We start from the raw sequence: 21,063 nt of genomic DNA, 5'->3' as shown, positions 1-21,063 counted from the left end.
GCCTGACCCCGCAACGACAGGAGTGACCCACATGACCACCACCACCCGCATCGCGATCGTCACCGGCGCGGCCCGCGGCATCGGCGCCGGCGCCGCGAAGCGGCTCGCCGCGGACGGCCTGGCCGTCGCCGTCGTGGACCTGGACGAGGCGGCCGGCAAGCCCGTCGTCGAGGAGATCGAGCGCGCCGGGGGCCGGGCCGTCGCGCTGGGCATCGACGTGAGCGACGAGCAGGCCGTGCGAGCCGGCGTCGCGCGGATCGCCCAGGAGCTGGGCGCGCCGACCGTGCTTGTCAACAACGCCGGCATCCTCCGCGACAACCTGCTGTTCAAGATGACCGCCGACGACTGGGACGCGGTCATGAACGTGCACCTGCGCGGCTCGTTCCTGATGTCCCGCGAGGTGCAGAAGCACCAGCTGGAGGCCCGCTGGGGCCGGATCGTCAACCTGTCCAGCACCTCCGCGCTCGGCAACCGAGGCCAGGCCAACTACGCCGCGGCGAAGGCCGGTGTGCAGGGCTTCACCAAGACGCTGGCCATCGAGCTGGGCAAGTTCGGCGTCACCGTCAACGCGATCGCGCCCGGCTTCATCGAGACCGAGATGACCGCCGCCACCGCCGAACGCATCGGCGTGCCGTTCGACGACCTCAAGAAGGCCGCGGCGGCGGAGATCCCGGTGGCCCGCACCGGCACGCCGGAGGACATCGCGCACGCCGTGTCGTTCTTCGTCAGCGAGGGCGCCGGTTTCGTCTCCGGCCAGGTGCTCTACGTGGCGGGAGGGCCGAAAGCGTGAAGGTCTTCCAGGGCATCGAGGAGCTGGAGCGGGCCGTCGGCACCCACCTCGGGTACTCCGGCTGGCACACCGTCACCCAGCGGCAGATCGACACCTTCGCCGAGGCCACCGGCGACCACCAGTGGATCCACGTCGACCCGGCGAAGGCAGCGGCCGGCCCGTTCGGCGGCACCATCGCGCATGGATACCTCACGCTGTCGCTGGTGCCGATGCTGGTCTGGCAGGTGTTCACCGTCGAGGGCGTGCGGATGGGCGTCAACTACGGTGCCGACAAGGTCCGCTTCCCCTCACCGGTGCCGGTGGACACGCAGGTGCGGGCGGGGGTCGAGCTGCTGTCGGTGAAGCCGGGCGGCGGCGGGCACCGGGTCACCACCCGGGTCACCGTCGAGCGCGAAGGTGCGGACAAGCCGGCCTGCGTGGTCGAGACGGTCAGCGTGCTGGTGGCGTGATGACCACCATCCCGCACGACCCGCCCGGCCTCGACCTGCCCCGGCTCGCCGCCTGGTTCGCTGCGACGGTGCCCGGGGTGGCCGAGGGGCCGCTCGGGGCCCGGCTCATCGCCGGGGGACGGTCCAACCTCACCTACGAGGTGAGCGACGGCCGGGCCATGTGGATCGTCCGGAGGCCGCCGCTGGGGCACGTGCTCGCGACCGCGCACGACATGGCGCGTGAGTTCCGCGTGATGTCGGCGCTGCGGGACACCGGGGTTCCCGTGCCGAGGACCTACGCACTGTGCCGGGACGAGGGCGTGCTGGGCGCGCCGTTCTACGTGATGGAGCGGGTCGCCGGTACGCCGTACCGGTACGCCGCCGAGCTCCAGCCGCTCGGCGCCGAGCGGACCCGGGCGATCTCGATCGGGCTGATAGACGTTCTGTCGACCCTGCACGAGGTCGACCCGGCCGCGATCGGGCTCGGCGACTTCGGCCGCCCGGAGGGATTCCTGGCTCGGCAGGTGCGGCGCTGGCGCAAGCAGCTCGACGCCTCGCACAGCCGCGACCTGCCCGCCGCGGACGAACTGTACGCCCGGCTCGCGGCAGGCGTACCGCCGGAGACCGCGCCGGGTGTGGTGCACGGCGACTACCGGCTCGACAACGTCCTCGTCGACGACAACGACGGCCCCGTCGCCGTCATCGACTGGGAGATGGCCACGATCGGCGATCCGCTCACCGACCTGGCGCTGCTGGTGGTCTACCAGCGGCTCGGCACGCTGCTCGGCGGAAACGTCGTGGCCGACGCGTCGTCGTCGGCGGGCTTCCTCAACGAGGACGAGCTCATCGAGCGTTACACCGCGCGCAGCGACCGCGACCTGTCCCGGCTCGGCTTCTACCTCGGACTCGCATCGTTCAAGCTGGCCGCGATCCTCGAGGGCATCCACTACCGCCATCTGCACGGCCAGACGGTCGGTTCTGGTTTCGACCGCATGGGTGAAGCCATCATTCCCATTCTCGACGCGGGGCTCACGTCACTGAAGGAGCAGTACTGATGGATTTCCAGTTCGATGCCAGGACCGAGGAGCTGCGGGCCGGACTGCTCGAGTTCATGGACAGCCACGTCTACCCGGCCGAGCCGGTCTTCCACGAGCAACTCGGTCAGCTCGAGGACCGGTGGGCCTGGGACTCGGTGCCGGTGCTCGCCGAGCTGCGGGCCGAGGCGCGCCGCCGCGGCCTGTGGAACCTCTTCCTCCCGGGGGAGCACGGCGCCGGGCTGACCAACCTGCAGTACGCCCCGCTGGCCGAGATCACCGGCCGCAGCGGCCACCTGGCCCCGCCCGCGCTCAACTGCTCCGCACCCGACACCGGGAACATGGAGGTACTGGCGCAGTTCGGCAGCGAGGCGCAGCGCAAGGAGTGGTTGGAGCCACTGCTCGAGGGCCATATCCGCTCGGCGTTCGCGATGACCGAGCCCGACGTCGCATCCTCGGACGCCACCAACATCGCCACCCGGATCGAACGGGACGGCGACCACTACCTGATCAACGGTCGCAAGTGGTGGATCAGCGGTGCGATGAACCCCAACGCGAAGATCCTCATCGTGATGGGGAAGACCGACCCGGCCGCCGACCGGCACCAGCAGCAGTCGATGATCCTGGTACCCCGCGACGCCCCGGGCGTGGAGATCACGCGCGGCATGGAGGTGCTCGGGTACGACGACCACAACCACGGCGGCCACGCGGAGCTGGAGTTCCGCGACGTACGGGTGCCCGCGGACAACCTGATCGGCGGAGAGGGCGACGGGTTCGCCATCGCGCAGGCCCGGCTCGGCCCCGGCCGGATCCACCACTGCATGCGTTCCATCGGCGTGGCCGAGCGGGCGATCGAGCTGATGTGTGCCCGAGCCGAGGAGCGGATCGCCTTCGGCAAGCCGATCTCCGAGCAGGGGGTCGTGCGTGACTGGATCGCCGAGTCCCGGGTGCGGGTCGAACAGCTGCGCCTGCTCGTGCTCAAGACCGCCTGGTTGATGGACACCGTCGGCAACAGGGGCGCGCACACCGAGATCCAGGCGATCAAGATCGCCACCCCGGCGACCGTGCAGTGGATCCTCGACAAGGCCATCCAGGTGCACGGCGCTGCCGGCCTGTCGCAGGACTTCCCGCTGGCCTACGCCTACGCCCAGATTCGTACCCTGCGCTTCGCCGACGGACCCGACGAGGTGCACAAGAGCGCCCTGGCCCGCCACGAACTGCGCCGCCAGGCCACCGCACGGGGGTCACGATGACCACAGACGAAACCGCGATGCGCGCGGACCTTCGGCACCGGGTCGCCGACTTCCTCGCCGCGCACGACCCCCTGACGAGCGACCGGCTGGAGTTTCTCCGGGCCCGCTACGACGCCGGGCTGGCCTGGGTGTCCTTCCCCGAGGGGCACGGCGGGCTGGGGCTGCCGCGGGCCTTGCAGCTCGAGGTCGACCAGCTCTTCGACGAGGCCGATGCGCCCGACAACAACCGGTTGGCGAACGGGATCGGCCTGGGTATGGCGGCGCCGACGATCCTCGCCTTCGGCACCGAGGAGCAGAAGCAGCGATTCCTCAAGCCACTGTGGACCGGCGAGGAGGTGTGGTGCCAGCTGTTCAGCGAGCCCGGCGCCGGCTCCGACCTCGCCGCGATGGCCACCCGCGCGGTGCGCGACGGTGACGAGTGGGTGGTCAACGGCCAGAAGGTGTGGACCACGGGCGCGCATGTCGCCCGGTTCGCGATTCTGGTCGCCCGCACCAACCCCGACGTGCCAAAGCACCGCGGCCTCAGTTACTTCCTCTGCGACATGACCGTCCCCGGCGTCGAGGTGCGGCCGCTGCGGCAGCTCACCGGCGAGGCGGAGTTCAACGAGGTCTTCCTCACCGACGTTCGGATCCCGGACGGCCAGCGGCTCGGGGCCGAGGGGCAGGGTTGGGAGGTGGCCACGGCCACCCTCAACAACGAGCGGGTGGCCATCGGCGGGAGCGCCAGCCCGCGCGAGGGCGGCATGGTCGGGGTGGTGGCGCGGACCTGGCGCGAGCAGCCGCACCGGCGCACCCCGGAGCTGCACGACCGGCTGCTGCGGCTCTGGGTCGAGGCGGAGGTCGCCCGGCTCACCGGCGCGCGACTGCGGCAGAAGCTGGCGCTCGGCCAGCCCGGGCCCGAGGGGTCGGCGATGAAGCTCACCTTCGCCCGGCTGAACCAGCAGCTGTCCGGACTGGAGCTGGAGCTGCTGGGTGAGGACGGCCTGCGCTACTCCGGTTGGACCATGGTGCGGCCTGAGGTGGTCGATTTCACCGAACGGGACGCGGGCTACCGCTACCTGCGCGCCAAGGGCAACTCCATCGAGGGCGGCACGTCGGAGATCCTTCGCAACATCGTTGCCGAGCGCGTGCTCGGACTGCCCGCCGAACCACGCGTGGACAAGGACGTCCCATGGAAGGAGCTCCGAAAGTGAGTGACCCCGATCTGCTCTACTCCGACGTCGAGGACGACTTGCGCGCCTCCGTGCGCGACCTGCTCGCCGACCGCTGCGAGCCGGCTGCGGTGATCGCCATGTACGACGGCGACCGGTCGCTCGTGGACGGTCTATGGAAGGCGCTCGCCGCCGAGATGGGCCTGGCCGGGCTGCTGGTGCCGGAGGAACGCGGTGGGGTTGGGGCGTCGGCCCGCGAGGCGGCGGTCGTCCTGGAGGAGCTGGGCCGCGCGGTCGCCCCGGTGCCGTTCCTCACCAGTGCGGTCATTGCGTCCGCGGTCCTGCTCGACGCCGAAGGTGACCTTCTGGCCGCGCTCGCGTCGGGCGAGCGCACCGCCGCGCTCGCCGTGCCGCTGTCGACCGCCCCTGGCGATGCCATCCCGGCGGCCCGCGCCGATGCCGGCGGCCGGCTGACCGGCGCGTTCACGAGCGTCGCCGGGGCACTCGAGGCCGACGTGCTGCTGGTGCCGGCCGCCTGCGGCGACGCCGTCGGCGTCTACGCGGTACCGGCTTCCGCCGCGAGCATCGTCCCTGTGGTCTCGCTGGACATGACCCGGCAGCTGGCCGACGTCACCGTCGACGGTGCGGCCGCGGAGCTGGTCGTCGCCGATGGGGAGCTCGCCGTGCGTCATGCACTTCAGGCCGGGGCTGCGCTGCTGGCGTCGGAACAGGTCGGTGTCGGGCGATGGTGCCTGGACACCACGGTCGCCTACCTCAACGAGCGGCGTCAGTTCGGCAGGGTCGTCGGCGGTTTCCAGGCGCTGAAGCACCGGCTGGCCGACCTGTACACCGGCGTCGAGTCCGCCAATGCCGCCGCCCGGTACGCCGCCGTGACCCTCGCGGCCGGGGACCCGGACGCACCGATCGCCACCGCCGTCGCGCAGGCATTCTGCGGCGATCTCGCGGTGACGGCGGCCGAGGAGACGGTGCAGCTGCACGGCGGGATCGGCATGACGTGGGAGCACCCGGCGCACCTGTACCTCAAGCGCGCGAAGGCCGACCAGCTCGCGCTCGGCACGCCCGGGGTACACCGCGCCCGCCTGGCCGATCTCATCGACATCTCCGCGCCCGGAATGACGGCCGAACGGGTCGAGCACGGCTGGTGAGCTGCGGATATGGGCGCGAGCCCGCGCCGGAGCGCGAGGATTTCGGCGTCCTTGTCACTACGTCAGACCTCGGCCGGGTCGGGAGCAGCGTCCGGGCTGCCGCGGAACCGGCGGGTAACCCTCCAGGTGGTGACCCTGATCGACTCGTTGTTGCAGGACCTGCACATTCCCTTGAGGTTTGACTCGCCGTTGTACCACTCCACCCGCTCGGCCTGGATCTGGCCCAACCCGTGTTCCTGGAGGTGCTGGACCACCGGGATGGTGTGATCCAGCGTCCACAGGTTGACCGGGAAGCCAGGAACGCGACCCCGGGACGAGTAGAACTCGCCGCATTCGGCGCACCGGTAGAGGTCGAACTGGGCCGGAATCGTGGCGTCCGGGTTCAGCGAGCGCCAGTGCTCGAGCCCTTCGGCGAAGGCCGCCTGCTGGATCTTCTCCCGGACCCCGCTCGCCCAGCCGCCGTAGAACGTGTCCCGCCACAGAGGATAGCCGCGGTAGGCGGGCGCGATCGAGTCGCCTTCGACGTACTGGGACCGGTGGCCGAGGTTCTCCAGATCCTTCAGGTGGTGCGCGGCACCGACCGCCTCCAGGAAGGTCTTCCATTCGGAGATCTTGTCCGTCACCTTCTGCCGGTATGCGGACCGTGTCAGGTACTGGTTGTTGAAGAAGGGCGACGCGAGTTCCGTGGTTCCGCCCTGGTACAACTGCTCCTGCTCGGTGATCTCGGCCTCGAGCGCACCCATCGACGTCGAGATAGCGCCCATCCGCTCCTTGCCCTCGGCGGGGAAGTTCGGGTCCTTCAAGGCGTTGTCGACGCGTCCCTTGAGCCAGCCGGGTGTGGACGCCATGAAGAGCTGACGCTTGCCACCCACCATCTCGAACCACATGGTGTGCGACGCGCCGTCCATGGCGAAGGGCGTCCTGCCGGTGGGCACGATGGCTTCGCCGTCGGCCGCCGCGGCCGGAGCCGGCTCGGTGCCTCCACCGAGGCCGAGCGCGTTCAACGCCGCCCTCCCCAGTCGCATCGCCTGCTCGAAGAGCCAGTCCAGGGCCCTGTCCACCAGCTCCCGCAACTGCCCGATCAGCTCCACCAGCTTCTCCGGCACATTCCCGAGCCCGGCCTGGTTCGCCAGGAACCCGATCGCCACCGGGATCGCGTTCGCCAGGCCCCGTTCCACCTTCTCCGCGCCCGCCGAGATGTTGCCCGCGGCGATCGCGGCCAGCGTGCCGACGTAGTCGTCGACGATCGCCAGGATCTCGCGGACGTACTCGATGACCGACTGCACCGCGTTGAAGAACGCGATGCCGCTGTTGACCACGGCCATGATGCCGGTCGGGTCCAGCATCGACAGCAGCTTCGCGGTGGCCCTCTCGATGATCGTGGTGACGATCCAGTCCTTGGCCATGCCCAGCAGCGTGTCCCACAGGTTGCCGAGCTGGTTCTCGATGTGCTTCCAGACCGCGGCGACGCCGTTCTCCTGCACGTCCTTGACGAAGTCGAACGCCTCGCCGGCCATCGCGATCCCGGAACGGATCTTCTGCACCACGTCGTCACCGATGTGCTTGCCCAGTTTCGCCCAGAGCTTGTCGGCGGTGACGTCGAGGACCTGCAGCACGAGCTCCAGGATCGACTTGAAGGTCAGATCCGGCGGCTTCTGGATGCCCAGCGCGCCGAGCCCGCGGAACAGCCAGTCGGCCAGGCCGCTCAGCAGGTAGTCGAGCACCTTGTCGAGGAAGCTCATGAAGCCGCTCTTCAGCGCGGCGATCATGTTGAGCAGGAAGCCGACGGGGTCGCGCTTGATGTCCTCGATCGCGGCCATCGCGTTGCTGATGATGCTGCCGAGCAATTCGCTCGGGAAGTTCATCAGCTTGAGGATCAGCGTGACAACGACCTTGATGACCTCGCCGGCGAAGGCCACGATCCGGCCCAGCGGCTCACCGAACTTGTCCAGCACCCGCACGAACGCGCCGATCGGGTTCAGCAGGTCCTCGAGGGTGAGTGAGTCCCACACCGCCTTGAAGGTGCCGACGATCATGTCGAGCGAGATGCCGAGCCGGCCGATGGCCGCGTCGATCTGTGCCCCGGCCTCGGCGATCACGCCGGCCTCGGCGAGTTTCTGGTACGTCTCCTCGCCGCCCGGCAGCAGCGCGATGAAGCCGCCGATCAGGTTCTCCGCGGTCCGTGGCACCGCCCTGCCGGTGACCGGGTCCTGTCCCAGGATCACCGTCATCAGGCGGTAGCCGCGCATCCCCGCGGCCTCGCGGGACAGCCAGTCGAGCAGCGCGTCCTTGATGAGCTTGAGGACGGTGACGATGATGTCGCTCGCGAACGCCTCGACCCGCTGCACCAGACCGATCGCGTCACGGGCCAGCTTGCTCAGGTTGTCCGTCAGGTTGGCGATGTTGGCCGGCTGGATCGCGTTCCACCCGGCCTCGAAGAGCGCGAGCAACTCGCCGATCAGTCCGAGGAAGCGGGGGATCTGCACGTCCAGCCAGTCGGCGGTCTTCTGCAGGGTCCCGCGCTCGGTCATCTGGGCGACCGTCTGCTCCTTGCCGATCAGCCGGAGGAAGTCGGCGAGGATCTCGACGGTCGGCGCGCTGACCGGGGTGCCGCGCAGCGGGTCGTGGTGCAGCACCTTCTTGGTCAGGTCCCAGACCGGCGTGCCGACCAGGTAGGTCTCCGCCAGGCCCACCGCGGCGTCGCGGATCAGCTGGACGATCTGGTCGATGATGCCGCGGACGAACGCGAGCGCGTCGTTGTAGAGGCCCTCGACGTGCCGGGCGATCACCGCGACGTTGCCGTCGATGCCCTTGTCGATGGAGATCTCGTCCCACGCCTGGTCGATGTCACGCTGGATCCGCTCGAGGGTCAGGCTGTTCGCGGTGAGCCCGGCGTCGATCATCCGGAACGCGTCCTGCAGAATGCCCAGCTCAAGCAACTTCGCGGCGACGATGTTGCCGAACGGCACCAGGCCCATGACCCCCCGGACCAGGTTCTCCGGGCTGCGGTCGACGGTGCGGTTTGCGATGGGGTCGTATCCCGCGACCACCGTCAGCATGTCGTAGCCCGGCACCGACCTCGCGAGGTCCTGGATCCCCTCCAGGATGAAATCGGGCAGCAGGCTGTCGCTGTCGCGCTGCAACCGGTACACCGCCACGGACTGCTGCTGCACCACGTGCGTCGCCTCGTGCGCCATCAGTGCCAGGTCGCTCGCCGACTCGCCGGCGCCGAGGAAGATGTGCCTGCCGGAGGTGAACGCCCGCGCCCCGAGTTGTGCCGACGCGGCCTGCGCCTTGTCGCTGGCGTGCACCTGCACGTCGCTGAGATCGAAGCCGAGGTGTGGCTCTATCCGCGAGCGGATATCCGGCGGGATCGCGCTGCCCGGGCCGGGATCGGCGAGCAGGGCCTCCAGGCCTGGTGGACCGGAGGGGTCACCGGGCGCGGCCGACGGTGCCGCCAGCCGTGCGATCGTGGGCGCGGGCCCGGCGGGAGCCTCGCCCAGACCGACTCGCGCGGCGACGGCCTCGGCCTGCACCTCGAACCGGTCGCCCGGCTGACTCACCGTCAGCTTCGGCTGCACCGGCGCCGTCCGGGTGTGCATCCGGTGCAGCGCCCTGCTGCCGCCCGCGGAGAGCAGGCCGAGGCTCGCCGGATGCGGCGCGGACCCGGTCGCCAGTCGTTGGATCGCGGCGTTGCCGCCGCTGACCGCCGGCATCGTGCGGGCGGGCGCGGGGGACTCGGGCGCGCAGGACTCCGGCGCACGCGGAGAGCGCGCGACGGCATGCACCGGCTCGGATGCCTGCCCGTCGGTCCGCGGTTCCTGTCGCGTGCTCAACTTCACCCGGCCCGCTCCCTTCCCGGCTCCTAAGAATCGACTGATCCCGGGGACACCGGCAAGCCCTCCCGGCGGCGTTGCACCTTCGGCTGCACAGCCGCACCTTCTGCCTCCGCGCGGGCCTGCCGGACGTAGCGGCTGTCCTTGCGATTGAGCTGGGCGATGACTACGGAAGGCGATCACTCAAGCACTGGCGGTCAATATGTCGTTTGCTAGATCCAAATGGCAGGCCGATGACGCTAGGTTGGCCGTCGGCGCCGGACCGCCGGTGTCCGCGGATATATCGCTCCGCGAGGTTGACCGTGTACCGATCGGGATGGCTGTGAAATACGGCAAGTTCAGCGCTCTCGGCGCCTTCTTGACGGCGACGCTGGTACTGGGCGGCCGCGGATCGGGTCGGACCTCGCCAACAGAGTGATCGCTCGGCTCTGACGACATGCTCTGTCCGGGCTCGGCCTCGGATCTCCTGCTGGAGTCTGGAGTACAGCGTTGGCATTCAAAGCCGCATGTAGGAGGGTGTCTAACTTCTTCAGCTTCTCGCAGGCCCAACCGCACCGTACCTACCAGAATTGGAACACAATATGGTCAGTCCCGAGCCCTTCCCGGGGTCGCGCGGCAATGAGCCGGCTTTCCCTGCACCTCCCGTAGCTCCGCCGCCTGCCTACGGTGCTCCGCCCCCGCCGCCTGCCTACGGTGCTCCGCCATCGGCGGCCGGTTACACACCGCCGCCCTTCACTCAGCCGATGAGTGGCGCCGCGGGAATGCCCATGAACGCAGTTGGCCAACCGGGCAGCTTGATCGACCGGTTCGTGGCGAGGTTCATCGACGGAATCATCGTCGGCGTCGCGGGCGTGATCCTCAACATCGTGCTCGCGTTCATGTCGGATTCCTGGCTGCTCACCGGGTTCATCTCTGCGGTGGCAACCGCAGCCCTGTATCTCGGCTACTTCGCCTACCTCGAGTCCAGCCGGGGCCAGACGATCGGTAAGCAGGTGATGAAGCTCAAGGTGTTCGGGCCAGGTCACGTCAGCAACCCGACGCTGGAGCAGGCCGTCCGCCGGAACATCTTCACGGCGTTCGGCATCGCCGGCGTTGTTCCGATCATCGGCGCCGTCCTGGGCGGGATGGCCGGGCTGGCAGCGGTGATCTTGATCGTGGTCAACATCAACAGCGACCCGCAGCGTCAGCACTGGTTCGACAAGTTCGCCGGTGGCACCCAGGTCCTCAAGGTCGGCTGACCGGTGCCACGCTCACATCAGTGACATGTACACGCCAGCCAGCCCGTGCTCAAGTTGCCTTCCGCTTGAGCACGGGCCGGCCGACGCCGGCATGAGCTCGAGCCAGGTCGCAAGCCAACTCTCTGGCTGCGATCACCGTGTGCACCGACACCTCACCGGCGATCAGACGCTGACCGACTGCGACCTGATCTACCACGGCTGGCACCTCCGGTTGCCCGCTGACGCCGTCCCACCACCCGACGCCGCACCTCGCCGACCGCACCGCACACCGCCCAACCCGACCAGGCAGCCTGGGCGGCCAATAGCCACCACCGGGTGGCCAGCCTCACCGGCGCGCTGGGGTCCGCAGCCGATTGCGCAGTCCGAGGACCCGCAATCCCAGGTTGAACGCCGCGATCTGCCGGTGCTCCGACTCCGTCCAGCTCGCGAGCCTGTTTGACGGGCGTCGTTCGGCCGACCAGAGGAACACCTCGCGATAACCCTTGTACTCGAACCACTCCAGCCGTTCCTGCAGCGAATTCGGCCATCGGCCCAGCATGCGGCCGAATTCAAGGTCAAACGGTGCCCGCGCGGTGGAGGACGTCTCCCCGATCATCGCCGCCTGGCCGGGTGTCACAGAGTGCAGCGGCCGGTCGGCGTAGTAGTGGAACTGGCCGATGTCGCCGGTCAGGTAAGCGCCCCAGCTGGTTATCGTCTCGGCGTGCTGGTAGCCGACCGTCGTACGGAAGCCGCGTAGGTTGACCTGGCGGATCGCCTCACGCAGATACGCGCGCATGTCGTCGTTCGCCACCGGCCGGCCGTCATCGGCCGAGCCGGGTTCGCGGGTACACATCTCCGGTTCGGCGCACACCTCCCACGAGTGGATCAGCCAGCGGTATGCCTCTAACGGCGCGCCTGGCTCGAACTCGTCGACCAGCCGCTCCACCACGTGCCGCACGAACGCGTCGCGGTACGTGAGGTCGCCGTTTCGCCGGTCGGCGGGCAGCGACGCTCGGAGCCTCGCGAGCGCTGTGCCGGAAAGCGGCGCGCCGGAAAGCGCCTGTGCCCGTTTACCCGCGGAGAACAGCACCCCGGCGGAGTCGAAGAAGTGCGAGTACCGGTTCGCCTTGCCGTTCCACGGATCCGGCTCGCGTGTGAGGCCGGTGCGTCCATTCCCCGGGACGGCGAGGTAGTCGAAGCCGACGATGACCGGTAGCAGCCGGACCGGCGGGCCGGTCGCTGCGGCGTCGGCGAACATTCTGACCAGGCGGCGGAAGTCTTCGACGAATCGGTCGGTCAACGGCACGGGCGTGAACTGCCACGGCGCGCCGGGCGCCGGGCGGTGCGGTGCGTCGTGGTCGGTGCCGTGGGTGAGGCCGTTGAACAGGATTGCGAATCGTACGGTACGGATACCCAGCTGACCGAACAGTCGCAGGTCGTCGGCGAGGTGCTTGACCCAGAACCCGGCCCTCCGGCCGTCGGGCTGCGGGTGTCCCCAACCCGAGGGCGGTGCGCCAAAGTCGTAGCCGCATGACGCGTACAGCCCACCCTGCTCGTCGCGGGTCGTACCCCAGGGATAGGCGATCGAGACGTCCACGGCTCACCACTGGAAACAGTCGCGGGAGAAGGTGAAGCCCTCCTCCATGAACAGTGTGTTGATCCGCCAGTGGCAATACGCGTAGTCGAGCGTGCCGCTGCCGCAGCGGTCCTCGTGGGCCGTACAGACCATCTGCCGGTTGTCGACCCGATGGAAGTAGCCATGGTTGCGCCGCCAAGCCGGTGTCCGGCGGATCGTCCGGCCCGGCGCCGGGGGACCGGTGCGTAGGACCGCGCCTACCGCGGCGACGAAGTCCCGGCCGCCGGCGTTGGGTTGCTGGTACATGGCGAGCCGGCGCGGTGCCTGCGAGTCGGGTACCGGCAGTGCCAGCCAGGACCGCTCGCCGTCGCCGTCACCGAAGGCGCTGCGGCAGACGCGCACAGGCTCGCTGGCCACGCCGTCGAGGAGCACCGCCGCGCGCAGCCGGTGGTAGTCCGCATCGGATACGTCGGTGCGTTGAAACGGTCGTGTCGCGTACTGCGCGCCGAAGCTGTAACAGCTCACCCCGTACGCCTTGATCTGGCGAGGCCGGCCAGCACGGCCCCGCAGGCGGCGGTCGGCGAGTTCGAGGGCGCCAAACAGCTCCCGCAGGATCGTCAACAGGTTCGCTGGTTGCCCCAGCGGCGCGAGCGCGTCACCACTCGAGAAACGGTGTACCGGCAGGAGCAGCACCGCGTTCACGCGGGCGTGCGCGTACGCGGCGATCAGGCGATGGCCAAGCAGGTAGTCGGCGATGTATGAGTGTGTCCACAGCCCACCCGGGTAGTCTCTGGCCACCGCGCGGGCGCGCGGCGCGGCGCCTCGCTCGCCGCCCCACACCGGCGTGTAGTGCACCCAGGCGTAGTGGCCGCCGTCAGTGGCTCCGGCGTAGGTGGCTGGGACGAAGGCCACGAAGCGCTGCAGGTTCGGCGTGAACGGCGGGTTGATCCCCCCGTCGAGCAGGTACAGCCTGCCGATGACCTCGGACTGGTCCTCCTCCAGCCGGTACTGCTCGTCGGCGTTGCTGTGGCCGGACTGCTCGCCGCGGAACAGCGACTTGCGATACAGCCGCGTCGGCCCGCGCTGCAACGCCAGGACGTGGTCCCGCATGGCTACGAGCTTCGGGCCCAGCGTTGCCCACTCCTGCGGTGTCGGCTGCGCGGGCAGGTCACCGACGCGGACCTCGCGGCGCGCGGGTGGGCTCAGCCAATCGCCCTGGTGCGCGGCGAGTCCGTCGAGTTCCCGCAGCCAAGCAGCGGTGAGGTCGGTCGCGGTCATTCGAGCGGGCCGCCATGTGCGACGTCGAGCGCGCCGGTCGGGGTCCACTCGGTCCACTCGTCGATGAGCAGGCCCGGTTGGTCTAGCCGGTTGGTGCCCGGCGTATGAGGCTGGTACGTGTGTGCAGCCGCCTTGATCTCCTCGGCGATGCTCAGGTACTCGCTACCGTCGTCGTCATGGTTCGGGTTGGGTTCGGCGAGTCGGCCGGTCGCGGCCAGGTGCAGCCACGCCCGCTCGAACCCTGGCCGGATAGTGATCACGACTCGGGCCGCCCCGGCGCGCAGAAACTCCGCGTGCGTCGGGTCATAGTGGCGGAACCCCTGCAGGTCAGCCCAGCGTGTCGGCTCGGACCAGAAGTACGGATACAGCACGTAGGCAACATTCTCCCACTCGATCGCCTGATGCAGGAATGTGATCAGCTGCCCATACCGCAGCGTCCGCCTCCACGTACTTCTGTCCACGATGGATTCATCGGTAGGCCGCTCCGGGCCCGGCGGCAGGTCCTCGGGATAGAACTGGAAATCCGGGCCGAAGATCCAGCGCAGCACACTCTTCATCACCTCCTCGCGCTCGATGCGTCGCAGCGCGAGGGCGTCGTCGCCGCTGAGCCGCTGGACGAGCGCGTCACGTGTCTGGGAGAGCTGCGCGGCCTCTTCCTCGTGCCGGCCGCGCAGCACCGCCACCAACCGCGCGTACGACCGGCTGCGCCATTCGGCGACCGTCGCCGGGGACGGCTCAACCACGTACCGCACGCCCGCGACGGCTTTCGCGTCGTTGTTCGGGTGGTCGGTCCAGTAGACGGTGTACCGCCAGCTGAACGGCTGCGCCACCGGTGCGCCCGACAGCCGCTGCCGGTTCTCCTCCTCGCGCAGGTCGGTGTAGCTGGTCCGGCTGGTAGGTTTCGGTGGCGAGCCGCCGTCCCAGCCCTTCCACGCCTCGATCGGCGCGTCGGCCACGACACTGCGCGGGTCGATCGCGAAGCCGTCAGGGACGGTCATCACGATGGCGCCGGTGGCCTGGTTGTCGTTGGTGCCTCCATAGGTCAAGGTGGCGGTCGCGTGCATCGTCACCGCCGCGGGCGCCGGGTCGAGCAGTACGTCGTAGCGGATCTGTAGCTTTTCGCGGTGCTCGGGCTGTACGTCCTCGGCGCGGGGGAGTTCGACCGGTGTGGCGATCCGCTGCGTGAGCTGCGCGGCGTGCAGATGCTGGCTCAACAGGTACGCACCCGGCTCCGGGATGGTCACGTCGTATGTGAGCCGTAGCCCGTACCGATACAGCTCGACCTTCCACTCGCGCATCATCCGGTGGAAGTCCCACCGCGCGGCCTCGCCCGTGGCGTTCTTCAGCTCGCGGAAACTGGTGCTCTCCGTCTCGGTCGTCGAGGCGATCCGGAAGGTGACCTTGTGCTCCTTCTTCGCCCGCGAGCTTGCCTTGCGGGTGCTCTCCCGCGACTGTGTACCACTGACCTCCTTGGTCGAGGCGATTTGGTCGTCGACCTTCAACCCGGCGTTGGCGGCGAAGGAAACGAAGCCATAGTTGCCGCTGACGTTCATCGAGGCGCTGAACGCCATCGAGTGCGAGCGCTGCGTACTGTTGGACTCAGTGAGTTCACTCTTCTCGGCGACCGACTGCTCCTGCTCGTTCTCCAGGGTCTCCGCCACCAGGCTGGTGAATTCACGTTCGGTCTTCGACCACTCCCGATGGGTGAGCCGGACGGTCTCGCCCGGCATCAGCGTCACCGAGTACACCAGATCACCCTTGCGGTAGCGCACTGGCGTGAAGTGCAGGCGCTCCAGGTGCAGGAAGCCGATCGGGTCGACCTTGGCCGAGCGGCGCAGAGCCTCCACGACCGCCTCGTCCTGGGCAAGCTCGTCGTCCGGCTCGACGACCTCCGTCTGGTCCGTGGCCATCGTCGCAACCGCGGCTGGCCGCAGCGTCGAACGGGCGTCAACTCCGGCACGGGCTCCGAGCGCAGCGCGCGCGAACTCCAGCGTGTGCTCCATCGACACGTCAGCCAGCAACGGCGCCGCCGCGGCCGGCTGGGGTGAGCGCAATGCCCGCGCGGCGGCGACGATCGCGGTCCGGTCGGGCAGCGCCGGATCGACCATGTCCAGGATCGTCGGCATGTCGGGGTTCCGGCCGATGGCCGCGGCCAGGATCGCCTGCTTGGTGAAGACCGAGACAGGGTGCGCCGAGGCGGCGCCCCCGGCGTCGGTGCGCGTCAAAGTCCGGTCTACATCGGAGTCGTCGGGCGATCTGAGTTGCCGCGCACGTGGCGCGTACAGGCACTGCAGGATCTCCCTGGTTTCGGGGCCGACCACCATGCTTGACGGATCCTCCATCGGTGTATCGCCGGGCGAGCGCGCCCGGCCGCTCAGTGATCGCGGCCGGCGCGGGAAGGAGCCTACAATACGGGTCCTTCCGCGTGTTTCGGGCATTTCGAGTGCGCCGCAGTCGTCGGCCGCGGTATTGCTGAGCAGCGCCGAACGCGCATCGAGGTCGACCACGTGACGATCTATGGATCGGTGCAACGGTTCACCCCCTTGCTGACCGACGCCGCCCGATTCACCCGGCACGCGCCGGGTGACCGCTGGTTGGTCGACGAGACCGACGTGAAGGTCAACGGCGTGTGGCGCCACGCCTACCGGGCGATCGATCAGTACGGCCAGGTCACCGACGCCTGCTGTCAGTCCGCCGGGACGCCCGGTCGGCCCGGCGGTCTCCACTCGGGCGCCGGCTAAGACCGATGTGCGGCCTGCAGCAGTCGAACAGCACAGGTCGCGGTCGGTGTGGCATGTTGTCACCCCACCGAGGGATACAAGAAGGCCGGTCACCGCGATATACCTTGTGGAATGGTCAAAGATCCCATATCGGCATCACGTCGACCATCGCCGATCAACCGCGAAATGGTGCGTCCCCCCGGTGCTACGGCGATGAGAGGCTGAAATCGTGGTGGAGCCGTTTCATGCACAGCATGCCGGCCTATGCACCATCCGACGAGACGGTCCAGTTCTGCGGTTGGTCGGCGACATCGAGCAGGGGAACTGGCGAGACGTCGCAGACCGAATCGCCGCCGAGATCCGCGCCGGAGCGTCCCGACTGGATCTGACGCAGGTGAGGTTCTTCGGCGCGGCCGGCGTCCGGGCGCTGATGAAGGGCTGCGAAGCGCGGCCCGGCGGTGTCACTCTCCACCTCAGCTGCGCGCCGGTGGTGTTCCGGGCGTTACAGATCTGCGGCCTGCTCACCATGGGAGGGCTGGTCGTCGAGACGCACGCGGATGGGCAGGCGCCGCCGGAGGCCGAGCGATGACGATATGGCCGGACCTGCCGGACAAGGAGATCGCCGAACCGCTCGACAAAGCGTACGAGCACGCCGCGTTGATCATCGACTCGGATGACGCGGTGCGGGCCCGGCTCGTGCCGGTACTGCAAAACCTCCTCGCCCGGGGGGCGGCGGTCCTGATGATCGTCAGCGCCAAGGTCGAACTCCTCGTGCGGACCGAGTTCTGCGCGCTGAGCGATCAGCTGGAATGGAGGGAGCCGAGCTCGTTCTACCAGCGGCTGGGCTTCGCATACGAGGAGTTCCGGCGCTACACGGCCGAGCAGAACGTCCAGGGCCGGCGCGTGCACATCGTCGCCGAGCCGGATATCACCACCGATATCGACCCGAGTAGCCCGGTCGACCGCGCCGCCGAATACCTGTCCTACGAGGTGGTCTACAACGACGTCATCGCCCCGTACGACTGCCCGCTCACCTGCATCTGGGACGCTCGCCGCCACTCGACCCTGATCATCGAGAACGTGCGCCTGCTGCACAACCACGAGATCATCGACGGAGGGAAGCTGGTGCCGGTCCAGCACGTCCCGGCCCTCGACTACCTCGCCCGCCGCAACGAGATCCCGTTGCCGCCGCCACCGGCCGACACCGACCTGGACCTAACCCTGTCCGGCCTTGGCGGGCTCGCCTCGGTGCATACCGCCGTGGGGTCCTGGACCCTGCGGCAATCATTCTCCGCCTCCGCGGCTATCGACGTCATCATCGCGGTCGTCGAGGTGGCGACCAACGGCATCGTCCACGGCGACGCCCCCGTCCGCGTGCGCGCCTGGCGGCACGCGGACACCCTCGTCGTGCAGGTCGACGACGCGGGCGGGCGTCCACTGCCGCCCCTCGCCGGATACCTCGCACCCGACGCGCATCCCGACACCGGACGGGGCATGTGGCTGGCCCGACAACTCTCGGACGTCGTCAAGGTCCACACCGGCGGCGGTATCACCTCGGTACGGCTGCATTTCCCGTACGACGTGACACACCACATTCCCGTCTACTGACCGCTCGCCCGCGCCGCGTCCCCGCGATGCTGTTGTCAAAGCGGGACAGGCCGTGGTACTCGACGTGCGTGTCCTCGCCGTATTACCGCGAGTGGGCGTCCTACCTCGCGCGAAGCCGCCCGTTCCAGAACAGGTCAGCTTGATCTTGCCATTGTCCAGCGACTCGGCCGCCAGGTTCGTCGGCGCCTTCGGTGGCGGCATCGTCGGCGTGGCCGTCACCCGCACCGAGCGGTCGCTCTCCACACCACCGTCGCCGATGGCGGTGACCCAGCGGAGCACGCGAGTGAGACGTCCCATCGGACGATCCGCGCACAGGCGAAGATATTTATCGATGACGATACGCTTCGGGGATCGCGGTCCAACCGGGCTGTCCGGTTCCGGCACCACGCCGCCCGTCGGCCAGGACCGCGATCTCCAGGGCGGCGCGGCGGACGTCACCGTCCCAGCGGCTCGGGAAGGCGTCGATCAGGTGCCAGCCCGCCCGGTGCAGGGCGCCCTGGCGTTCCAGGTGGGTGTCGGGTCCGTCCGGGTGCACGGCGCAGAGGACGCCGACGTCTCCCACGCAGAGGTCGATGGTCCACGGGCCGACCGTGTATCCCGGTCGCACCTCGACCTCGAGCCGCTTCAACTCGGCGGCCAGGTCCGCGGCCCAGCCCGACGGCTCGGCGCCGGGGCCGGCCTCACGCGGCCCTTCGGCGTGCCGCAGATAGTCGCCGAGGAGACCGGGCGGGCCGGTCAGGGACGTGAGCACGACCAGCTTGCGGCGGGCCCGGGTGACCATGACGTTGAACAGGGGCGGGTCGGTGACGAAGCGGCGACGGCTCGGTGCGTCCCCGTCGAGCAGGGCCAGGGAGACCACTACCGCGTCCGCCTCGCTGCCCTGGAACGCGTGCAACCGTGCCGACCCGCAGCCGCAGCTCCTCGATGTGCTCCACGGGGAGCGCCTTGAGCAGGGCCGCCTCCAGGGCCTCGGCCTGTGCGCGGAATGGGCTGATCACGCCGATGCCCCGGTGACCGGCCGCCGCCAGCCGCTCCACGGTTGCCAGGGCGGCCGCCACCTCGGCCTTGTTGACGCCCTTGACCAGGCTCGCGTCCGGGACGTGGAGCACGTCGATGGCGTCGGTCGCGTCGGCGAGCGGGGTGCGGGTCATCACCGAGACCCGGCCGCCGTAGAAGCGCCGGGCCGGGAAGTCGATCAGATGCGGGACGCTGCGGTGGTGCTCGGCCAGCCAGGTGACCGGGGCGGCCGCGGTGGCCAGGTCGTAGGTGCTGACCCGGCGGACGTCGAGACGCTCGTCGCAGTCGTGCGCCTCGAGCACCTGGGTCACGTCGACGTCGCTGACGAACGAGACGAACCGCAGCTGCCGCGGGTCGCCGACGATCAGCGCGCGGCGGGCGCGGGCCAGCACCGGCGCGGCCCGGATCTGGTCGACGTGCGAGGCCTCGTCGATCACCACCAGGTCGAAGAGGCCGGGCTCGGGCGGGAGTAGATCCTCCACGTCGGCGACCGTGCCGATCCACAGCGGCAGCGCGCGGACCAGCGGGGCGGCCTCCATCCGGGCGAGTAGCTCGCGGCGGCGGTTACGTCCGGCCCGCAACGCCGAGGCCAGGGCGCCGGCCGCGCGGCGCGCGTCGCGGCTCCAGCGCTCCGCGCTGCGCGCGCCGTCGCGCATCGCCTGGCCGACCGCTTGGCGCAGCTCGCGCTCGGCGTCGTGCAGGGCGGCCCAGCGGGTGGCGAGGTCGGTGCCGCCGGTGGCGGCGAGGTGGGCGGCGGCACGCTGCGCGGCGGCCGCGGCGAGTGCTTCGGAGACGATCTCTTCCGGTACGGACCCAGCCGCGCCGAGCAGCCGGAACGCTTTGCGCCGGGCCGAACGAGCGCGGCGCCGGGACCACCATCCGGTACCCGGCTCGACGGCCAGCAGCGCCCGGATCCGGTCGAGAGCTCCGGTGAAGGCGCCGGGCACGTCGGCGGAGAGTTCGGGCAGGCGCGGCTGGTGATGGGGGAGCGTGGCGGCGGCCCGCTCGATGTCCAGCGCGGACACGATCTCGGAACTTCTCATCCGTACCGCTGCATGAGCGGCCTTGATCCGCGCCTGACCGGAACGGATGACGCCCGCCTCGACCCCCTGTTCCGCGCCCGCCGCGAGTTCGGCTTCCAGCCCGGCCCGGCCGCCCGCGTCGCCGAAGAGGACCGGCGTTGAGCTTGGATAGCGGGCCAGCAGGCCCGCGAGGACCTCGGCCGCGTGCGGGGACTGGGTCGCCACCAGCACCGAGCCGCCCCGGTCGACCACCTCCAACGCGGCCGCGACCACCGTGTGGCTCTTGCCGCTGCCCGGCGGTCCGGATACCACCGTGACCGGTTCTGATCGGGCCCGGATCACCACTCGTTCCTGCGGCCCGGTCAGCGGCAGCGGCGACAGGACCGGTTCGTGGTCGGTTCCGATCGCACCGGTTCCGGACTCGCCGATGCTGGACTCGCCGGTGCCGGACTCGCCGTAGACAGCGGCGAGCGCGGTCGCCGAGAGGTCACGCCCGGCCCAGCTGCGCAGGCTGTCGGCGAGGCCGCCGCCGAACACGTCCCGGACCACGAAGAGCGCCGGAGCCGCGACCAGGACCAGTCCATCCGTCGGGACCCGCTGCTTTGGGCCGATCATCTCGCCGACGGTGAAGCCGGTCGCGTCGGCGACCGATCTCAGCCACGCGCCGCTGCCGATCGCCTCCAGCCAGCCCGGTGTGGCCAGGCCGGGCGCGGCCTCGAACGCGGCGGCCAGCTCACGGTCGGCGACCAGCGGGGTCACCTCGACGTCGCCGGCCGGGACGACCCGGTAGCCGAGCAGCGAGCGCTCCAGGCGCACCGGCTGGCTGAGCAGCGGCAACCGGATCTTGCGAGGCTTGCCCTCGATCTCGGCGCGGCCGGCCAGGAAGCCCCAGCCCCGGTGGAGGATGCGCTCCTCGCGGTGCAACGCGTCGAGGGCGGCGAGACGCTCGACCGTCTTCTCCCGCGGC

General features: G+C 69.8%; 14 protein-coding genes and 3 pseudogenes. 10 read left to right on the top strand and 7 right to left on the bottom strand.

Going from position 1 to position 21,063, the window contains the following annotated elements; translation table 11 throughout:
* The first annotated feature begins 31 nt into the window (after positions 1 to 31).
* Genes fabG through AB0B58_RS25710 form a run of 6 tightly spaced genes read left to right on the top strand, consistent with a single transcriptional unit; the run spans position 32 to position 5,822 of the window.
* Positions 32 to 790 (top strand): 3-oxoacyl-ACP reductase FabG, encoded by a 759-nt coding sequence (gene fabG, locus AB0B58_RS25735; protein WP_360228431.1) that lies wholly within the window; start codon positions 32 to 34, stop codon positions 788 to 790.
* Positions 787 to 1,239 carry a MaoC family dehydratase gene (locus tag AB0B58_RS25730; RefSeq protein WP_360228428.1) on the top strand — a complete coding sequence of 151 codons (453 nt, stop codon included), beginning with the start codon at positions 787 to 789 and terminating at the stop codon, positions 1,237 to 1,239. Before fabG ends, AB0B58_RS25730 begins: the two co-directional genes overlap by 4 nt.
* Positions 1,239 to 2,273: a phosphotransferase family protein gene (locus tag AB0B58_RS25725; protein ID WP_360228425.1), complete on the top strand. Its 1,035-nt coding sequence runs from the start codon at positions 1,239 to 1,241 to the stop codon at positions 2,271 to 2,273. The genes AB0B58_RS25730 and AB0B58_RS25725 overlap by 1 nt, the downstream gene beginning before the upstream one ends.
* Complete coding sequence (locus AB0B58_RS25720) at positions 2,273 to 3,505, top strand: acyl-CoA dehydrogenase family protein (RefSeq protein WP_360228422.1); 1,233 nt, start codon at positions 2,273 to 2,275, stop codon at positions 3,503 to 3,505. Before AB0B58_RS25725 ends, AB0B58_RS25720 begins: the two co-directional genes overlap by 1 nt.
* Positions 3,502 to 4,698, top strand: a complete 1,197-nt coding sequence (locus tag AB0B58_RS25715) for an acyl-CoA dehydrogenase family protein (protein WP_360228419.1) — start codon at positions 3,502 to 3,504, stop codon at positions 4,696 to 4,698. The genes AB0B58_RS25720 and AB0B58_RS25715 overlap by 4 nt, the downstream gene beginning before the upstream one ends.
* The gene (locus AB0B58_RS25710; RefSeq protein ID WP_360228416.1) at positions 4,695 to 5,822 is read left to right on the top strand and encodes an acyl-CoA dehydrogenase family protein; all 1,128 of its coding nucleotides are present in this window, start codon (positions 4,695 to 4,697) and stop codon (positions 5,820 to 5,822) included. The genes AB0B58_RS25715 and AB0B58_RS25710 overlap by 4 nt, the downstream gene beginning before the upstream one ends.
* A gap of 62 nt (positions 5,823 to 5,884) precedes the next feature.
* Here the strand turns inward: AB0B58_RS25710 and AB0B58_RS25705 are convergent, their stop codons facing one another.
* Entirely contained in the window at positions 5,885 to 9,664 is a 3,780-nt protein-coding gene (locus tag AB0B58_RS25705; protein ID WP_360228413.1) for a DUF4157 domain-containing protein, read from the bottom strand.
* A gap of 761 nt (positions 9,665 to 10,425) precedes the next feature.
* Between AB0B58_RS25705 and AB0B58_RS25700 the strand changes: the two genes are divergently transcribed.
* Positions 10,426 to 10,896 (top strand): RDD family protein, encoded by a 471-nt coding sequence (locus tag AB0B58_RS25700; protein WP_360228410.1) that lies wholly within the window; start codon positions 10,426 to 10,428, stop codon positions 10,894 to 10,896.
* Between the two features lie 325 nt (positions 10,897 to 11,221).
* Here the strand turns inward: AB0B58_RS25700 and AB0B58_RS25695 are convergent, their stop codons facing one another.
* The 3 genes from AB0B58_RS25695 to AB0B58_RS25685 all read right to left on the bottom strand — a co-directional run bounded on the left by AB0B58_RS25695 (position 11,222) and on the right by AB0B58_RS25685 (position 16,236).
* Complete coding sequence (locus AB0B58_RS25695; RefSeq protein WP_360228407.1) at positions 11,222 to 12,133, bottom strand: hypothetical protein; 912 nt, start codon at positions 12,131 to 12,133, stop codon at positions 11,222 to 11,224.
* A gap of 342 nt (positions 12,134 to 12,475) precedes the next feature.
* Positions 12,476 to 13,729: a hypothetical protein gene (locus AB0B58_RS25690; protein ID WP_360228404.1), complete on the bottom strand. Its 1,254-nt coding sequence runs from the start codon at positions 13,727 to 13,729 to the stop codon at positions 12,476 to 12,478.
* Positions 13,726 to 16,236, bottom strand: a complete 2,511-nt coding sequence (locus AB0B58_RS25685) for a hypothetical protein (protein ID WP_360228401.1) — start codon at positions 16,234 to 16,236, stop codon at positions 13,726 to 13,728. The genes AB0B58_RS25690 and AB0B58_RS25685 overlap by 4 nt, the downstream gene beginning before the upstream one ends.
* Between AB0B58_RS25685 and AB0B58_RS25680 the strand changes: the two are divergent.
* The 3 genes and pseudogenes from AB0B58_RS25680 to AB0B58_RS25670 all read left to right on the top strand — a co-directional run.
* Positions 16,219 to 16,448: pseudogene (locus tag AB0B58_RS25680) on the top strand (DDE-type integrase/transposase/recombinase); the annotation flags it as partial. The gene AB0B58_RS25685 and the pseudogene AB0B58_RS25680 overlap by 18 nt on opposite strands.
* A 299-nt stretch (positions 16,449 to 16,747) precedes the next feature.
* Positions 16,748 to 17,038 carry a hypothetical protein gene (locus AB0B58_RS25675; protein WP_360228398.1) on the top strand — a complete coding sequence of 97 codons (291 nt, stop codon included), beginning with the start codon at positions 16,748 to 16,750 and terminating at the stop codon, positions 17,036 to 17,038.
* Positions 17,035 to 18,057, top strand: coding sequence for an ATP-binding protein (locus AB0B58_RS25670; RefSeq protein ID WP_360228395.1), 1,023 nt, complete (start codon positions 17,035 to 17,037; stop codon positions 18,055 to 18,057). The genes AB0B58_RS25675 and AB0B58_RS25670 overlap by 4 nt, the downstream gene beginning before the upstream one ends.
* 325 nt (positions 18,058 to 18,382) lie before the next feature.
* On the opposite strand, the gene AB0B58_RS25665 is transcribed toward AB0B58_RS25670, so the two are convergent.
* The 3 genes and pseudogenes from AB0B58_RS25665 to AB0B58_RS25655 all read right to left on the bottom strand — a co-directional run.
* Positions 18,383 to 18,808: a hypothetical protein gene (locus AB0B58_RS25665; protein ID WP_360228578.1), complete on the bottom strand. Its 426-nt coding sequence runs from the start codon at positions 18,806 to 18,808 to the stop codon at positions 18,383 to 18,385.
* 48 nt (positions 18,809 to 18,856) lie between these two features.
* Positions 18,857 to 18,916, bottom strand: a pseudogene (locus AB0B58_RS25660) (hypothetical protein); the annotation flags it as partial.
* A gap of 91 nt (positions 18,917 to 19,007) precedes the next feature.
* Positions 19,008 to 20,711, bottom strand: a pseudogene (locus tag AB0B58_RS25655) (AAA domain-containing protein); the annotation flags it as partial.
* Positions 20,712 to 21,063 lie beyond the last annotated feature (352 nt).

Source organism: Actinoplanes sp. NPDC049118 (assembly GCF_040648555.1).
Taxonomy (GTDB): Bacteria; Actinomycetota; Actinomycetes; order Mycobacteriales; family Micromonosporaceae; genus Actinoplanes.
This window is presented reverse-complemented; position numbering and strand designations above follow the sequence as displayed.

Bases quoted from the DNA above. Each gene is read 5' to 3' on its own strand.
- fabG (WP_360228431.1), top strand. From the start codon at position 32: ATGACCACCACCACCCGCATCGCGATCGTCACCGGCGCGGCCCGCGGC.
- AB0B58_RS25725 (WP_360228425.1), top strand. From the start codon at position 1,239: ATGACCACCATCCCGCACGACCCGCCCGGCCTCGACCTGCCCCGGCTC.
- AB0B58_RS25720 (WP_360228422.1), top strand. From the start codon at position 2,273: ATGGATTTCCAGTTCGATGCCAGGACCGAGGAGCTGCGGGCCGGACTG.
- AB0B58_RS25715 (WP_360228419.1), top strand. From the start codon at position 3,502: ATGACCACAGACGAAACCGCGATGCGCGCGGACCTTCGGCACCGGGTC.
- AB0B58_RS25700 (WP_360228410.1), top strand. From the start codon at position 10,426: ATGAACGCAGTTGGCCAACCGGGCAGCTTGATCGACCGGTTCGTGGCG.
- AB0B58_RS25695 (WP_360228407.1), bottom strand. From the start codon at position 12,133: ATGTTCGCCGACGCCGCAGCGACCGGCCCGCCGGTCCGGCTGCTACCG.
- AB0B58_RS25690 (WP_360228404.1), bottom strand. From the start codon at position 13,729: ATGACCGCGACCGACCTCACCGCTGCTTGGCTGCGGGAACTCGACGGA.
- AB0B58_RS25670 (WP_360228395.1), top strand. From the start codon at position 17,035: ATGACGATATGGCCGGACCTGCCGGACAAGGAGATCGCCGAACCGCTC.